At 66.2% G+C, this 13,692-nt stretch carries 17 protein-coding genes; 8 read left to right on the top strand and 9 right to left on the bottom strand.

Annotation, left to right across the window (positions count from 1 at the left end):
- Positions 1-28 precede the first annotated feature (28 nt).
- Genes flhB through flgB form a run of 6 tightly spaced genes read right to left on the bottom strand, consistent with a single transcriptional unit; the run spans position 29 to position 3,405 of the window.
- Positions 29-1,108 (bottom strand): flagellar biosynthesis protein FlhB, encoded by a 1,080-nt coding sequence (flhB, locus tag WDM86_08505; GenBank protein MEI9990064.1) that lies wholly within the window; start codon positions 1,106-1,108, stop codon positions 29-31.
- A gap of 59 nt (positions 1,109-1,167) precedes the next feature.
- Positions 1,168-1,932: a flagellar biosynthetic protein FliR gene (fliR, locus tag WDM86_08500; protein MEI9990063.1), complete on the bottom strand. Its 765-nt coding sequence runs from the start codon at positions 1,930-1,932 to the stop codon at positions 1,168-1,170.
- A 2-nt stretch (positions 1,933-1,934) separates the two neighbouring features.
- Positions 1,935-2,198 carry a flagellar biosynthetic protein FliQ gene (locus tag WDM86_08495; protein ID MEI9990062.1) on the bottom strand — a complete coding sequence of 88 codons (264 nt, stop codon included), beginning with the start codon at positions 2,196-2,198 and terminating at the stop codon, positions 1,935-1,937.
- Positions 2,199-2,222: 24 nt separating this feature from the next.
- On the bottom strand, positions 2,223-2,549 hold the full coding sequence (locus tag WDM86_08490) for a flagellar hook-basal body complex protein FliE (protein MEI9990061.1): 327 nt from the start codon (positions 2,547-2,549) through the stop codon (positions 2,223-2,225).
- A gap of 11 nt (positions 2,550-2,560) precedes the next feature.
- The gene (gene flgC, locus WDM86_08485; protein ID MEI9990060.1) at positions 2,561-2,971 is read right to left on the bottom strand and encodes a flagellar basal body rod protein FlgC; all 411 of its coding nucleotides are present in this window, start codon (positions 2,969-2,971) and stop codon (positions 2,561-2,563) included.
- An 11-nt stretch (positions 2,972-2,982) separates the two neighbouring features.
- The gene (flgB, locus tag WDM86_08480; GenBank protein MEI9990059.1) at positions 2,983-3,405 is read right to left on the bottom strand and encodes a flagellar basal body rod protein FlgB; all 423 of its coding nucleotides are present in this window, start codon (positions 3,403-3,405) and stop codon (positions 2,983-2,985) included.
- Positions 3,406-3,556: 151 nt separating this feature from the next.
- Here flgB and WDM86_08475 point away from each other — a divergent pair, with 151 nt between their 5' ends.
- Both WDM86_08475 and fliP read left to right on the top strand, forming a co-directional pair.
- Positions 3,557-3,865: a flagellar biosynthetic protein FliO gene (locus tag WDM86_08475; GenBank protein MEI9990058.1), complete on the top strand. Its 309-nt coding sequence runs from the start codon at positions 3,557-3,559 to the stop codon at positions 3,863-3,865.
- Positions 3,862-4,674, top strand: a complete 813-nt coding sequence (gene fliP, locus WDM86_08470) for a flagellar type III secretion system pore protein FliP (protein MEI9990057.1) — start codon at positions 3,862-3,864, stop codon at positions 4,672-4,674. The genes WDM86_08475 and fliP overlap by 4 nt, the downstream gene beginning before the upstream one ends.
- 129 nt (positions 4,675-4,803) lie before the next feature.
- Here fliP and tauD read toward each other — a convergent pair whose 3' ends face one another.
- Positions 4,804-5,682 carry a taurine dioxygenase gene (gene tauD / locus WDM86_08465; protein ID MEI9990056.1) on the bottom strand — a complete coding sequence of 293 codons (879 nt, stop codon included), beginning with the start codon at positions 5,680-5,682 and terminating at the stop codon, positions 4,804-4,806.
- Positions 5,683-5,866: 184 nt separating this feature from the next.
- A complete protein-coding gene (locus tag WDM86_08460; GenBank protein ID MEI9990055.1) occupies positions 5,867-7,930 on the bottom strand; it encodes a M13-type metalloendopeptidase in 2,064 nt (687 codons plus the stop codon).
- A gap of 123 nt (positions 7,931-8,053) precedes the next feature.
- Here WDM86_08460 and WDM86_08455 point away from each other — a divergent pair, with 123 nt between their 5' ends.
- The 6 genes from WDM86_08455 (at position 8,054) to dmeF (ending at position 11,921) form a co-directional block, all read left to right on the top strand.
- Complete coding sequence (locus WDM86_08455; protein ID MEI9990054.1) at positions 8,054-8,398, top strand: metalloregulator ArsR/SmtB family transcription factor; 345 nt, start codon at positions 8,054-8,056, stop codon at positions 8,396-8,398.
- Between the two features lie 2 nt (positions 8,399-8,400).
- Positions 8,401-8,895, top strand: coding sequence for an arsenate reductase ArsC (locus tag WDM86_08450; protein ID MEI9990053.1), 495 nt, complete (start codon positions 8,401-8,403; stop codon positions 8,893-8,895).
- Positions 8,888-9,577, top strand: coding sequence for an MIP/aquaporin family protein (locus WDM86_08445; protein ID MEI9990052.1), 690 nt, complete (start codon positions 8,888-8,890; stop codon positions 9,575-9,577). Before WDM86_08450 ends, WDM86_08445 begins: the two co-directional genes overlap by 8 nt.
- 42 nt (positions 9,578-9,619) lie before the next feature.
- A complete protein-coding gene (locus tag WDM86_08440) occupies positions 9,620-10,279 on the top strand; it encodes a peroxiredoxin (protein MEI9990051.1) in 660 nt (219 codons plus the stop codon).
- A gap of 265 nt (positions 10,280-10,544) precedes the next feature.
- On the top strand, positions 10,545-10,877 hold the full coding sequence (locus WDM86_08435; protein MEI9990050.1) for a hypothetical protein: 333 nt from the start codon (positions 10,545-10,547) through the stop codon (positions 10,875-10,877).
- 90 nt (positions 10,878-10,967) lie between these two features.
- Positions 10,968-11,921: a CDF family Co(II)/Ni(II) efflux transporter DmeF gene (dmeF, locus tag WDM86_08430; GenBank protein ID MEI9990049.1), complete on the top strand. Its 954-nt coding sequence runs from the start codon at positions 10,968-10,970 to the stop codon at positions 11,919-11,921.
- Between the two features lie 60 nt (positions 11,922-11,981).
- Here dmeF and WDM86_08425 read toward each other — a convergent pair whose 3' ends face one another.
- Entirely contained in the window at positions 11,982-13,682 is a 1,701-nt protein-coding gene (locus WDM86_08425; GenBank protein MEI9990048.1) for a M48 family metalloprotease, read from the bottom strand.
- Between the last annotated feature and the right edge of the window lie 10 nt (positions 13,683-13,692).

Raw genomic sequence — 13,692 nt, 5'->3', positions numbered from 1 at the left:
TTTCTCCACGGCTCCGCGCGAATCGATTCTATTTCGCCTTGATCTTGCCGGTGAGGCGATAGACATAGCCGATCACCTGCGCCACGGCCTTGAAGTGCTCGGCCGGCACCACCTCGTCGACCTCGACGGTGGCGTGCAGGGCGCGGGCGAGCGGCGGGTTCTCGACGATCGGCACGTCGTGCTCCTTCGCCACTTCGCGGATCCTGAGCGCCAGCGCGTCGACGCCCTTGGCGACGCAGATCGGCGCCGCCATCTTGCCCTGCTCGTATTTCAGCGCGACCGCGTAATGCGTCGGATTGGTGATGATGACGGTCGCTTCCGGCACCGCCGCGATCATGCGTTTCTTGGCGCGCTCGATCCGGATCTGGCGGATCTTCGCCTTGATCTGGGGATCGCCCTCGTTCTGGCGGTATTCTTCCTTGATCTCCTGCCGCGACATCTTGTTGCGCTGCATGAAGCGGTAGCTCTGCAGCACATAATCGGCGACGGCGATGGCGGCCAGCGCGCCCAGCGCGGCGTACAGCACCTTGTAGAGCAGATGGCTCATGTCGCCCGCCACCGCGACGGGCGATTGGTCGAGCACCGATTGCAGCATGTTCCGCTCGGGCCAGATCTGGGTCCACACCGCGAAGCCGACGACGCCGATCTTGAGCAGGCCCTTGACGAGGTTCATCAGCCCCTCGACGCCGAACATGCGCTTGAGGCCGGCGAAGATGTTGAGCTTGGAGAAGTCGGGCTTGATCTTCTCCAGCGTGATGCTCGGCCGCGCCTGCAACACGTGTCCGGCGAGCGCGGCGACGATCATCACCGCGAAGACCGGCGCCAGGATCGTGCCCAGCGTGGTCGTCACCTGCCGCGCCAGCGCCATGATGTCGGCGGGAGCGGCGATGCCGATCCGGTCGGGCTGCTCCAGGAACATGCGCATCGCGCCGCCCAGCGACTTGGCGGTGGAGGCGCCGAACATCATGATCGCCACCGTGCCGCCGAGCAGCAGCACGAAGGCGGAGACTTCCGGGCTCTTGACGATGTCGCCCTGGGCGCGCGCCTCGTCGAGCCGTTTCTGTGTCGGCTGTTCGGTCTGCTGCGAGTCGTCGCGCTCGTCGGCCATGGCTTATTTTTGGTCGCGCTTGCGGACGGAAAACCGCTGCACACTTTTCCTGCAAGCGCTCATAGGAACTGCGCCATCTGCGTCGCGTAGAAATTCAGGAACAGCGTCATCATCGAGCCGAGCAGAAGCGCCAGCAGCACGAAGCCGAACATGATGTTGATCGGCATGGCGACGAAGAACACCTGAAGCTGCGGCATCAGCCGCGCCAGGACGCCGAGCGCGGCATAGAGCGCGAAACCGAACACCAGGAACGGCGCCGCGAGCTGGAAGCCGAGCACGAAGGAGGCGCTGACCAGCCGCACGGTCAGCTCCGCCATGTCGCCGGTGGGAAGGGCGGTGCCCGGCGGGATCATCCGGTAGCTGCCGGCGATCGCGCCGATCGCGACGTGATGCAGATCGGTGGAGAAGATCAGCACCGCGCCCAGCAGCGAGAAGAAATTGCCGATGGCGGCGCCCTGGTCGTGCTGCGTCGGATCGACGGTCTGGGCATAGGCGAGGCCGGTCTGCGTCGCGATCAGGAGGCCCGCGGTCTGCAGCGCGCTCATGATGATGCGCGACATGGCGCCGATCAGGATGCCGGCGGTCGCCTCCTGCGCGATGAGAAGGCCCAGTTGCAGCGCGCTGGACGGCGCCGTCGGCGGATAGTGGTTCTGCACCATCGGCGTCAGCGCCACCGTCACCGCCAGCGCCAGAACGAGGCGCACGCTCGCGGGAATTCCGCCTTCGCCCAGCGCCGGCAGCAGCATCATGAGCGAGCCGGTCCGCGCGAAGACGAGCAGATAGGTGAGGATCATTCCGGAAAGCGCGGGAAGGTGGATGTGCACGGCTAGTACGCCGCGATGCGCTGCGCGATATCGACCATCAGCCCGTTCATCGCCGAGCCGGCGAAGGGCAGGGTGATCAAGAGCACCACGAAGATCGCCACGATCTTGGGCACGAAGACCAGCGTCATCTCCTGGATCTGGGTCAGCGCCTGGAGCAGGCCGATGCCCAGGCCGACCACCAGGGCGGTCAGCATGGACGGCGTGATGACCGCCAGCAGCACCAGGATGGAAGAACGCGCAAAGTCGATGGAATCCGATGCTGTCATTGGTCTAGCCCCCACGTCCGGTCTTCAGATCGGCATGTTCATGATGGATTGATAGGCGGCGACGACCTTGTCGCGCACCGCCACCACGGTATCGAGCGTGATCTCCGCCTGGTTCACCGCGTTCACGACGTCGACGATGTTGGCCTGGCCCGAAACCTGGCGCGCCGCCATGGTCTCGCCCTGCTTCATCGTGCCCAACCCGTCCTTGAGGGCGGTCTGGAGGAAGTTGGTGAAATCGCCGGCGCCCGCGCCGAGCGCGCCCGACGTGGTCGCGCCGCCCGCGGCACCGGCGCCGCCGATATTGGCGATGGCCTGATAGGCGGCGGCCGCGGCGGCTGGAAGAACGGCCATGGTTTAGCTCCTTACTTTCTCAGCAGATCGACGGTGCGCGACAGCATCGACTTGGAGGCGTCCATCACCGTGAGGTCGGCCTCGTAGGACCGCTGCGCCTCGCGCATGTCCATGATTTCGACCAGCGCGTTGACGTTGGGCAGCTTGACATAGCCCTTGGAGTCGGCGTTCGGGTTGCCCGGATCGTAGCGCGTGGTGAAGTCGGACATGTCGGCCACCGGCTTTCCCGGCGTGACGAGAGTCGCGTTCAGCTCGCGGTCGAATTCGCTCTTCACCGTCGCGATCTTGCGGCGATAGGGATCGCCGCCGGGCGTCGCCGAGGTCGAATTGGCGTTGGCGATGTTCTCCGCGATGACGCGCATGCGGTCGGACTGCGCCCGCATGCCCGAGGCGGCGACGATGAGGGAGGTGGTGAAATCCATCTTGCGCTCCTTCAGCCGCCGTGGCCGATGGCGGTCTTCATCATGTCGATCGCCTTGGCGTAGAGGTTGCTCGCGGCCTGGAATTCGGCCTGGGTGTCGGAGACGCGGATCATCTCCTGCTCCAGCGACACGGTGTTGCCCGAGGGATTGGCCTCGGCGTCGGGCGAGTTGAAGTCGGTATAGTCGGCGGCGCCCGCCGGGGTGAGCGAGATGTGGCGCGGATCGGTCGTCGCCATGCCGCCCTGGAACTGCGACGGCGTCGTGGAATCCTTCAGGATGTCCTCGAAATTGACGGGCTTGAGGTCCCTGGCGCCATAGCCGGGCGTGTCGACATTGGCGACGTTCTGCGCCAGCACGTTCTGCCGCGCGCTGAGCCAGCTCATGCGCTCCTTCAACATCGCCATCAGCGGCATGTCGGATACGTTGAGAGCCATTCGTCCTTCTCCGTATACGGAAAATTAGCCTTAACCGCACCGAGGATGCCGCCGATCGATTAAGCGCCGCTTAACGCTGATGGAAAAACTTGCCCGGCAATTTCGTCCCGGCTTTAACGCGCGATTAAGGTTGACGACGTTTGATGCGCCCATGGAACTCATGGATTTCGCGCGCTACATCGGCGCCCTTCTTCTGGTCCTCGGCCTCGTCGGGGCCGCCGGGCTTGCGGCGCGCCGCTTCGGCCTGGGCTCGCTCGTCAAGCCGGCCGCGACGCGCCGCCTCGCGGTGGTCGAGACGCTGACGATCGGTCCGCGCCAGCGCCTCCTGATCGTGCGCCGCGACAATGTCGAACATGTCGTGCTCTCGGGTCCCGACGGCACCAGCGTGATCGAATCCGGCATTCCGGCGCAGGCGATGCCGATCACCGCGTCGCTCATGACCGCCGAGGTGCATTCGTGAAGCGCCCGGGCCTCCTTCTCGCCGCCGTCGTGCTGGCCGCGCTCGCGGTGCCGCACGCGGCCTTCGCCGCCTCGCCGGCGGCGAACGCGATCGCCACGGCAACGGCCGGCGCGACCTCGACCGCGGCGGGCGGCCTCAACATCGATCTGTCGGGCGGCGGGCTCTTCACCGACAAGATTATGCAGATCATCGCGCTGATCACGGTCCTTTCGATCGCGCCCTCGATCCTCATCATGATGACGAGCTTCGTGCGCATCGTCGTGGTGCTGTCGCTCCTGCGCACCGCGATGGGCCTGCAGCAGAGCCCGCCCAACAGCGTGATCGTCTCGCTGTCCTTGTTCCTGACCCTGTTCGTGATGACGCCGACGCTGAAGGACGCCTACAACCAGGGCATCGTGCCCCTGGTGAACAACCAGATCACCACCGAGCAGGCGTTCGACCGCGCCGCCACGCCGATGAAGAAATTCATGCTGGGCCATGTCCGCGCGGCGGATCTGAAGCTGTTCCTCGACATGAGCAATTCCAAGCCGCCGGCCAAGCCGCAGGACGTGGCGGTCACCACCATCGCGCCGGCCTTCATGCTCAGCGAGCTCAAGCGCGCCTTCGAGATCGGATTTCTGATCTTCGTGCCGTTCCTGATCATCGACATGGCGGTGGCCTCGATCCTGATGAGCATGGGCATGATGATGCTGCCGCCGGTGATCATCTCGTTGCCGTTCAAGTTGATCTTCTTCGTGCTGGTGGACGGCTGGCGTCTGGTCGCCGGCAGCCTGGTGGAGAGCTACCTCCACGCCCCGCCGCCGACATAGGGTTCCGGGACCAATCCTTCGGTGTCATCCGCCGCGAGTTCGCAGCGGCAGCGTACGAACGGCGGACCCAGGTGAAATCCGCACCATCGAGCATCCGAACCGACGGCGCGAGCCTTGGTTCTGTAGGCACTACTCCGCCGCCTGGCGCACATCCGCCGGCCGGCGCGCGCGGTTGAACGGGCGGTCGCCCAGGATCGTCGCGCGGTTCATGATGCGGCGGTGGGGCAGATAATCGTTCACCGCGTAGTGCTGCGTGACGCGGTTGTCCCAGAAGGCGACGGAATTCTCCTTCCACTTCCAGCGCACCTGGTATTCCGGCTTCTGGATATGCGCGAACAGCAGGCTCAGCAGCGCGTTGCTCTCTTCCCGCCGCAGGCCCTTGATGCGATCCGTGAAGCCGTAATTCACGAATAGTCCGTCGGCGCCGGTCTCAGGATGGGTGCGCACCACCGGATGGATCACCGGCGGATGCTCCTCCACCGTCTTGGCGTGTTTCTCCGCGCCGGCCCCCTTGGCCACCACGCCGCGCGCCGGAAAGCCGCGCGCGAAATCGTGCACCGCGTCGAGTTCGGAGAGGAACCGCTGCAGCGGCTTGGACAGGCCCTCATACGCCGCCTGCATGTCGGCCCACACCGTGTCGCCGCCTTCCGGCGGCAGCAGCTTGGCATAGAGGATCGCGCCGAGCGGCGGCGTCTCGATGAACGTCACGTCGGTGTGCCAGGCGTCGTTGTCGGTCGGATTGCCGCCGTGGTTGTCGAGGATGAACATCTCCGGCGCCTCGGGCACGCCGGGATAGAGCGGATGGGTGTGCAGCTTGCCGAAGCGCGCCGCGAAGTCGCGGTGCTGCACCGGCGTGATGTGCTGGTCCTCGAAGAAGATCGCCTTGTGCCTCAGCAGGGCGTCACGCACCTGGCCGATCTCCTCCTCGTCCAGCCGCTTCGACAGGTCGACGCCTTCGACGACCGCGCCGATCGTGGGCGTCAGCTTGCGCGTGGTGATCTTCGCCATGGTCTGCTCCGAAAAAGCGCGGGCCGGAGCTTAAGACGGCCGGCGAGGCGGCGCAAAAGGGGAGCTGCGCCGCACCGCATTTCGTTCCTCCGGCCCGCGGTCCAAGTTCAGGGAGGAAACGCCCGGGCAAGCCCGATCCCGCTTTAAACTCTACTAAATCGATATAGTCAACGCTGTAAGCGGCCTACCAGATGTGCACGCGCTTGTCCGGCGCTACGTAAAGTTTGTCGCCCGGCGTCACGCCGAACGCCGCGTACCAGGCATCGACGTTCCGCACCACGCCGTTGACGCGGTATTGCCGCGGCGAATGCGGATCGCTCACCACCTGGCGGCGCACGAAGTCGTCGCGCGCCTTGCCGCGCCAGGCCTGCGCCCAGGCGAGCAGCACGCGTTGATCGCCGGTCAGCCCGCCCAGCACCGGCGCCGGCTTGCCGTTCAGCGAGGCGCGATAGGCCGCCAGCGCCAGCGTGACGCCGCCGAGATCGGCGATGTTCTCGCCCATGGTGAGATCGCCGTTGATATGCGCGCCGGGTACCGGCTCGAACGCCGAATACTGCGCCCCCAGCATCGCCGCGCGCGCCTTGAAGATCGCCGCGTCGGCCGGCGCCCACCAGTCGCGCAAGGCGCCGGTCGCGTCGAACTGGCGGCCCTGGTCGTCGAAGCCATGCGTCAGCTCGTGGCCGATCACCGCGCCCGCTCCGCCGTAATTGACCGCGTCGTCGGCGGCCGCATCGAAGATCGGCGGCGTCAGGATCGCGGCGGGGAACACGATATCGCGCAAGGATCCGTTATAGGCGTCGTTGGTCTGCGGCGTCATCGACCAGTCGTCGCGGTCGACCGGCCCATAAAGGCGGCCGATGTAGAAGTCATAGGAGCGCCGCGCCGCCGCCCGCACGTCGCCGATCACATCGTCGTCGTGAATGGTAAGATTGGAGTAGTCGCGCGGATGATCGGGATAGCCGACCTTGATCACATAGGTGTCGAGCTTCTTGAGCGCTTCGATCTTGGTCGCCGGGCTCATCCAGTCGAGCGTCTCGATCCGCGCGTGGAACGCGGCCTTCACGTTGCGCACCAGCGCCTCGATCTTCGCCTTCGCCGATGGCGGGAAGTATTTCGCGGTGTAGAGCTGCCCCACCGCCCAGCCCATATTGCCGAAGGTCTCGATGCGGTCGGCGCCGTCGCTCTGGCCCGACACCGCGAGCACGCCGCGCTTCCAGCGCACCGCCTGTTCCGCCTGGCCCGACAGCGTCTTGTTGTGCAGCTCGAAATAGGCGTCGGCGAATGGCTGCGACAGATAAGGCGCCGCGTCGTCGGCGGTGCGGAACGCCTGCCACGCCTTCAGCGTGTCGAGCGGCGTATCGGCGACGATCCTGGCGAGCTTCGGGAACGCCGATTTCTCGGCGACGATGATGGTCTGGAGCTTGCCCAGCTTCGCCGCCTTCAGGAACGCCGCCCAATCGAAGCCGGGGGCGAGCGCGGCAAGCTCGGCGATGCTCATCTTGTTGTAGGTCGCCACCGGATCGCGGTCCTGCGCCTTGGTCCAGCTCGCCTCGGCGATGGCCGTCTCGAAGGCGACCACGGCCTTGGCGCTGCCGGCCGGATCCTGCCAGCCGATCCGGCCGAGCAGCCCCGCGACATAGGCCTCGAACTTCGCCTTGGTGTCCGCGAAATTGGGCTGCAGGTAATAGTCGCGGTCGGGCAGCGTCAGCCCGCTCTGGCCGGCATAGACGGCGTAGTGCGACGGATCCTTCAGATCGACATCGGTGCCGAGCCCGAACACCGTGCCGCCGAACTCGAAGCCGTTCTCGCCCATCAGGGCGGCGATGTCGGATTTCGTCGTCATGGCGCGGATGCGCGCCAGCAGCGGCACGAGCGGCGCCGCGCCCAGCGTCTCGATGCGCGCTTCGTCCATGAACGCCTTGTAGAAAGCGCCGACCTTGCCCTCGACGGTCTTGGGCTCATGCTCCGCATGGGCCGCGGCCTGCTCCAGGATGTCGTGGAGCTGTGTCTGTGTGCGGTCGGCGGCGATCAGGCGCAGGGTGATCGCCGGCTTGTCGGCGGGGATCGTGGCGTGGTCGAGCCAGGTGCCGCCGCCATAGCGGAAGAAATCGTCGCCCGGCCTGGTCGCCGGATCGCCGCCCGCGAGGTCGAGCCCGAAATCGCCGTAGACCGGCCTGGCATCCTCGGCCAGCGCGACGCACGCGACCGACAGCAAGGCGCCGAGCGCCCAGGCAAGTTTTGTCTTCATCGAAGTCCCCGTCGCGAAGCGTTCGACTGTCGCCCGCCCGGCCCGATAGGGCAACGCGCTCACGCCAAGGTGTCCGGCCGGATCGGCCCTTGCCAAACTCTTCATTTCCATTATTCTGGAAATATGGAATCAGACGTCGCCCTCGCGAAACTATCCGCGCTCGCCCAGGAAACCCGGCTGGCGATCTTCCGCCGGCTCATCCAAGCCGGCCCGGCGGGCGAAAGCGCCGGCGCCATCGCCGAGGCGCTGGCGACGCCGGCGCCGACGCTGTCCTTTCACCTGAAAGAGCTGGAACATGCCGGCCTCATCACCCAGCGGCGCGAAAGCCGCAGCCTGATCTATGCCGCGCATTACGACGGCATGCGCGCGCTGCTCGCCTTCCTGATGGAAGACTGCTGCGCCGGCCGCCCCGAGATCTGCGATTTCGCGCTGGATGCCTGCGCGCCGGCCGCCCCGTGTCGCGGTTAGGCATGAGCGCGCGCGTCTACAACGTCCTGTTCCTCTGCACCGGCAATTCGGCGCGCTCGATCCTGGCGGAGGGCGTGCTGAACGCCGAAGGCAAGGGCCGCTTCCGCGCCTTCTCGGCGGGTAGCTACCCGAAGGGCGCGGTCAATCCCTTCGCGCTGACGACGCTGAAGCAGGCCGGTCTCGCTGCCGATGGCTACCGCTCCAAAAGCTGGGACGAGTTCGCCCGGCCCGATGCGCCGGTGATGGATTTCGTCTTCACGGTCTGCGACGACGCGGCGGGCGAGGTGTGCCCGGTATGGCCCGGCCATCCCGTCACCGCCCATTGGGGCATGCCCGATCCGGCGGCCGTGGAGGGCAGCGACGCGGTGAAGGCCCAGGCCTTCCGCGACACGCTGCGCCTGCTGACCAACCGCATCCGCGTCTTCGCCGCGCTGCCGATCGCCAAACTCGATCGCCTTGCCTTGAAGAGCCAAGTCGACGCCATCGGCCGTGGCTGATCTTCGCCGCGCCGTCTTCGCCGAAGCGCTCGGGACGTGCCTGCTGGTCGCCGGCATCGTCGGCTCGGGGATCATGGCGCGGGCGCTGACGCACGACAGCGCGCTGGCGCTGCTCTGCAACACCGCCGCGACCGCGTCTTTGCTCGTGGTCCTGATCCTGTCGCTGGCGCCGGTGTCGGGCGCACATTTCAACCCAGCGGTCACGGTCTCATTCGCATTGCGCGGCGAACTCGATGGAAAGACCGCCGCCGCCTATATGCTCGCGCAATTCGCCGGCGGCCTTGCCGGTACCTGGCTCGCCCATGCGATGTTCGCCCTGCCGCTGATCGCGGCCGGCACCGCCGCGCGCAGCGGTCCGCCGATCTGGCTGTCGGAGTTCGTCGCGACCTTCGGCCTGCTGCTCGCGATTTTCGCCTGCCGGGCGCGGGGCGAAGGCGTCATCGCCTTCGCCGTCGGCCTCTATATCGCGGCGGCCTATTGGTTCACCGCCTCGACCGCCTTCGCCAATCCGGCGGTGACGGTGGCGCGGGCCCTGACGCCGACCTTTTCCGGCATCCGTCCGGCGGACGTCCCCGCCTTCATCGCCGCGCAGATCGCGGGCGCGCTGGCGGCAAGCCTCGTCTCCGCCTGGCTCTTCGCGGTTCCCAAAGAGGCCCTCACGCCTGACATGAAACTTGGCTAAGCTCGCCGCCGTTGTATAGTGAAACACTAGACGGAGGCTTCCATGTCCCTGCGCATCGGCGATACCGCACCCGATTTCGACGCCGACACCACCGAAGGCCGGATCAATTTCCACACATGGCTCGGCGATTCCTGGGGCGTGCTGTTCTCGCACCCCAAGGATTTCACCCCGGTGTGCACGACCGAGCTCGGCACCATGGCCAAGCTCAAGCCGGAATTCGACAAGCGCAATGTGAAGATCATCGGCCTCAGCGTCGATCCGGTGGACCGCCACGCGCAATGGGCCCAGGACATCGCCGAGACCCAGGGCACCGCGCCCAACTATCCGATCATCGGCGACACCGATTTCAACGTGTCCAAGCTCTACAACATGCTGCCGGCGGAAATTTCCGGCGATCCGTTGAAGCGCACGCCCGCCGACAACCAGACGGTGCGCAACGTCTTCATCATCGGCCCCGACAAGAAGATCAAGCTCATCCTGGTCTATCCGATGACGGTGGGCCGCAATTTCGACGAAGTGCTGCGCGTCATCGATTCGCTGCAGCTCGGCGCCAAGCACCGGATCGCGACGCCGGCGAACTGGAAGCCGGGTGACGATGTCATCATCGCCGGCACGGTGACCAACGAGGAAGCCGAGAAGCTCTACCCCGGCGGCTGGAAAGCCCCGCGCCCCTATCTGCGCATCGTGCCCCAGCCGAAGTAGCGGTTTTCCGCCTCTCCCCTCCCGCAGGGGAGAGGCCCACCCCACGCCAACGCTCTTGTGCACTGCAGGCATGCATGCCGCGCGGGCGAGAAGAACCGGCCAGTCATCAAAATTTTTTCGTCATATAATGCATTGATATAATTGAATTAAATTACAGCCGCAAAATTCCGCAGAACGAATTGTTGCATCTGCGAAGAAAATATCCTTGAAATTGGATCGGCTGATACTAATCTTCTGAATGTTGAACCTTGAAGGAATTATTCACATGAACACGTCCCGCCTCCTGACCCTTTCCTTCGTCCTCGCGATCTCCGGTTTCAGCTCCGCTTACGCCCAGGCGCCCGCCCTGGCCGCCGGCACCTACAAGCTCGCCGTCGGCGCCAAGGCTCCCTGCGACCTCACGATCTCGGCCGATGGCGCGATCGCCCAGGGCGCCGATTGCTCCAGCAGCACCAGGCTCATCAAATGGGCGCCGACCGGCACGGGCTATCAGCTCATCTCGGCCTCGGGCGAGATCTATGCGGTGCTCAAGCCGCATGGCGAGGCGCTCGAAGGCGAGACTTTCGCCGACCAGCGCAAAGTGGTCCTCAGCCACTAAACGAAGTTTCATCCTCCTCCGTTGGGAAAAGGGCCGCGATCCCAGCGCGGCCCTTTTCCTTTTGGCCGCGCGGAGGCGTATTCTAGGATCATGACGATCCACGACCATCACGAGCACGGCATCTGGACGCACGACCATGTCTTCCTCGGCGCCGGCCATGCGCGCGCCGAAAGCCGCGCCCGGCTCGCCACGCTGATCACCGCCGCCTTCATGGTGGTGGAGATCGCCTGCGGCCTGCTGTTCGGTTCCATGGCGCTGCTCGCCGACGGCTTCCACATGGCGACGCATGTCGGGGCGCTGGGTCTCGCCGCCGGCGCCTATTGGCTGGCGCGCCGCCACGCCAAGGATACGCGCTTCACCTTCGGCTCGGGCAAGTTCGGCGACCTCGCGGCCTTCGCCAGCGCCATCGTGCTCGGCCTGATCGCGCTCGGGGTGGCGTTCGAATCGGTCGCGCGGCTCGCCGCGCCCGTGCCGGTGAACTATGGCGACGCGCTGGGCATCGCCACGCTGGGCCTTGTGGTGAACATCGTCAGCGCCTTCATCCTGAAGGACGACGAACACGCCCATGAGCACGGCCACGCCCATCACCATCACGACGAGCACGCCGATCACAACATGCGCGCGGCCTATGTCCACGTCCTGGCGGACGCGGCGACGTCGGTGCTCGCGATTGTCGCGCTCGCGGCCGGATTGTTCTTCGGCATCGGCTTCCTCGATCCTTTGGTCGGCGTGATCGGCGCCGTGGTCATCGCCTCCTGGGCCTATGGCCTGATCCGCGACAGCGCGCTGGTGCTGCTCGACGCGGAAGACAGCCCGCACCTGGCGGCCGAGATTCGCGGCCATCTCGAACAGGCCGAGGGCACCCGCGTCTGCGATTTGCATCTGTGGCGGCTGGGACCCGGCCATCGCGGGCTGATCGTCTCGCTGGTCAGCCCGGCGCATACCGATTCCGAAGCGATCAAGACGGGCCTGCGCCGGCACTTCCCCGATCTCAGCCACGTCACGGTCGAGGTCGCGGTCTGCGCCGATTGCGGCGCGCCATAGAGCGTCTCGGCCGTCGCCGCGGCCGCGCCGCTTCTGCGGCGAACGCCCGCGCGGGCCGCGTCAGGGGAGCAGGCGGCTCGGATCGAACGGCTTGTCCGCGTCCTTGTCGTGGTCTTTGCCGGGATCGTGGTCCTTGTCGGGGTCGGGCGGCAGGGCCGCCTTCTCGCAGAGTTCGACGAGCTGGCCCGAACTGTTGCTGCGGCAGCCGTTCAGCGCCTTGGTCATCTTGTCGGTATCCTTCGCCTCGCGCCAATCGGCGATGAGGCGCGGATAGAGCGTGTCGTCGTCGCTCTTCTCGCGCCAGCGCGCGACGGTGCGCGCCGCGTCGGCCCAGCGCTTGGCGCCTTCGTACTCCTGCGCCAGCAGGTCGAAGGCCAGAAGATAGACCTGCGGCGTGCGCGTCGCCCCCTCGAGCGCCTCCAGCGCCTCGGCCATCCGGCCTTCCTTCTTCGCGATGCCGTATTGCAGCAGGAAGACCGGCGCGAGCTTCTCGCCCTTGGCCTTTTTCCCGACCAGCGAGGCGAGGATGCGCTTGGCCTTGGCCATGTCGCCTTCGCGCAGCGCCGTCAATCCGTCATAGGCGAGCGCCAGCCGGTTGGCGTCGCCCCCCGGCGAGGCGAAGGCCACGAAATTGTCGACCTTGTTGCCCTTGGCGTCGAGGAACGGCGACGGAACGCGATGCTTGTCGAGATCGGCGTACCACAGCGCGATATGCTTGCGCACATTGTCGTCGCGATCCTTGGCGGGGGGATGCTGGTCGAGCAACTCGCTGACGAAGTTCTTGCGGGCGGCGCAGGCCGGGCTGTTCGGATTGGAGCCGCGCGGCGGGATCTTGACGCCCGTCATGCCGCCGAAGACGTCCTCGGCCAGATGGCCGAGCCCGTGTTCGGGCCCGCACAGCCTGTCGAGCGCCGCCTCCTGCTCCTTCTCCTGGTCTTCGAGCTTCTGCATCACATTGTAGACGCCGCCCGGCGCATAGCCGCCGAATTCGATCGCGAGCTCGGCCCCCAGTTCGTCCGCCTCTTCCTCCTGCTCGCGGTCCCATTGCCGCGCCAACAGCGTGTTGATGAGCGCCAGGCCGAGCGACGCCTCGACCGTCGACTTGGCCGAATCCGCCGAGCCCTGGCGCGACATGAGGCTGGCGGCGATCAGGCCGATCGAAGCGAGCTTCTGTATCGCCTTCTCGCGGTCCTCGTTCTTGAAATGGTCGTAGAGCAGATGCGACAGCTCGTGGCCGAGCAGGAAGTTGAGCTCGTCCGGGCTCTTGGTCGCGCGCAGCGTGCCCAGCCTCAGCACCAGCGCGCCGCCCGGCGTCGCCGCGGCGCCGTAATCCGAGCTGAGCTTCGCGCTCAGATCCTCGAGCGTGTCTTCGGCGTTCTCCGGCGGGATGAGCTTGAGGCGCGAGAAGATGCCCAGATCGTCGACCAGGATGATTTCGATGTGCGGCGGCTTGATGTCCGGCGGGATCAACTTGTTGACCATGGCCTCGACCGCGGCCTTCAGCTTCGCATCCTCGATGACCGGGTCGTTGCCGATGTCGTTGCGGCCGGCCAGGCCGAGCGCGAGCGGGCCGATGGCGCCGGCGCCGTTCTCCTTGGCGATGTCCGCCCGCCGCGTCTCGAAGCGGGAATAGTCGACCGGATGATCGCGCAAATCCTGCCACTTCTTGACCTCGGGCTTCGACGATTTGGCGGTCGAGACGCCAGCCGGCACCAGGCACAGCGCCGCCGCGGCGATGCCCGTCATCAACAATCGGCGCATATGCGCGTAC

It is taken from the genome of Rhizomicrobium sp. (genome assembly GCA_037200045.1).
Classification (GTDB): Bacteria; Pseudomonadota; Alphaproteobacteria; order Micropepsales; family Micropepsaceae; genus Rhizomicrobium.
This window is presented reverse-complemented; position numbering and strand designations above follow the sequence as displayed.

Coding starts and splice junctions, on each gene's coding strand:
- flhB (MEI9990064.1), bottom strand. CDS start 1,108: ATGGCCGACGAGCGCGACGACTCGCAGCAGACCGAACAGCCGACACAG.
- WDM86_08495 (MEI9990062.1), bottom strand. CDS start 2,198: ATGACAGCATCGGATTCCATCGACTTTGCGCGTTCTTCCATCCTGGTG.
- WDM86_08490 (MEI9990061.1), bottom strand. CDS start 2,549: ATGGCCGTTCTTCCAGCCGCCGCGGCCGCCGCCTATCAGGCCATCGCC.
- flgC (MEI9990060.1), bottom strand. CDS start 2,971: ATGGATTTCACCACCTCCCTCATCGTCGCCGCCTCGGGCATGCGGGCG.
- flgB (MEI9990059.1), bottom strand. CDS start 3,405: ATGGCTCTCAACGTATCCGACATGCCGCTGATGGCGATGTTGAAGGAG.
- WDM86_08475 (MEI9990058.1), top strand. CDS start 3,557: ATGGAACTCATGGATTTCGCGCGCTACATCGGCGCCCTTCTTCTGGTC.
- tauD (MEI9990056.1), bottom strand. CDS start 5,682: ATGGCGAAGATCACCACGCGCAAGCTGACGCCCACGATCGGCGCGGTC.
- WDM86_08460 (MEI9990055.1), bottom strand. CDS start 7,930: ATGAAGACAAAACTTGCCTGGGCGCTCGGCGCCTTGCTGTCGGTCGCG.
- WDM86_08455 (MEI9990054.1), top strand. CDS start 8,054: ATGGAATCAGACGTCGCCCTCGCGAAACTATCCGCGCTCGCCCAGGAA.
- WDM86_08450 (MEI9990053.1), top strand. CDS start 8,401: ATGAGCGCGCGCGTCTACAACGTCCTGTTCCTCTGCACCGGCAATTCG.
- WDM86_08440 (MEI9990051.1), top strand. CDS start 9,620: ATGTCCCTGCGCATCGGCGATACCGCACCCGATTTCGACGCCGACACC.
- WDM86_08435 (MEI9990050.1), top strand. CDS start 10,545: ATGAACACGTCCCGCCTCCTGACCCTTTCCTTCGTCCTCGCGATCTCC.
- dmeF (MEI9990049.1), top strand. CDS start 10,968: ATGACGATCCACGACCATCACGAGCACGGCATCTGGACGCACGACCAT.
- WDM86_08425 (MEI9990048.1), bottom strand. CDS start 13,682: ATGCGCCGATTGTTGATGACGGGCATCGCCGCGGCGGCGCTGTGCCTG.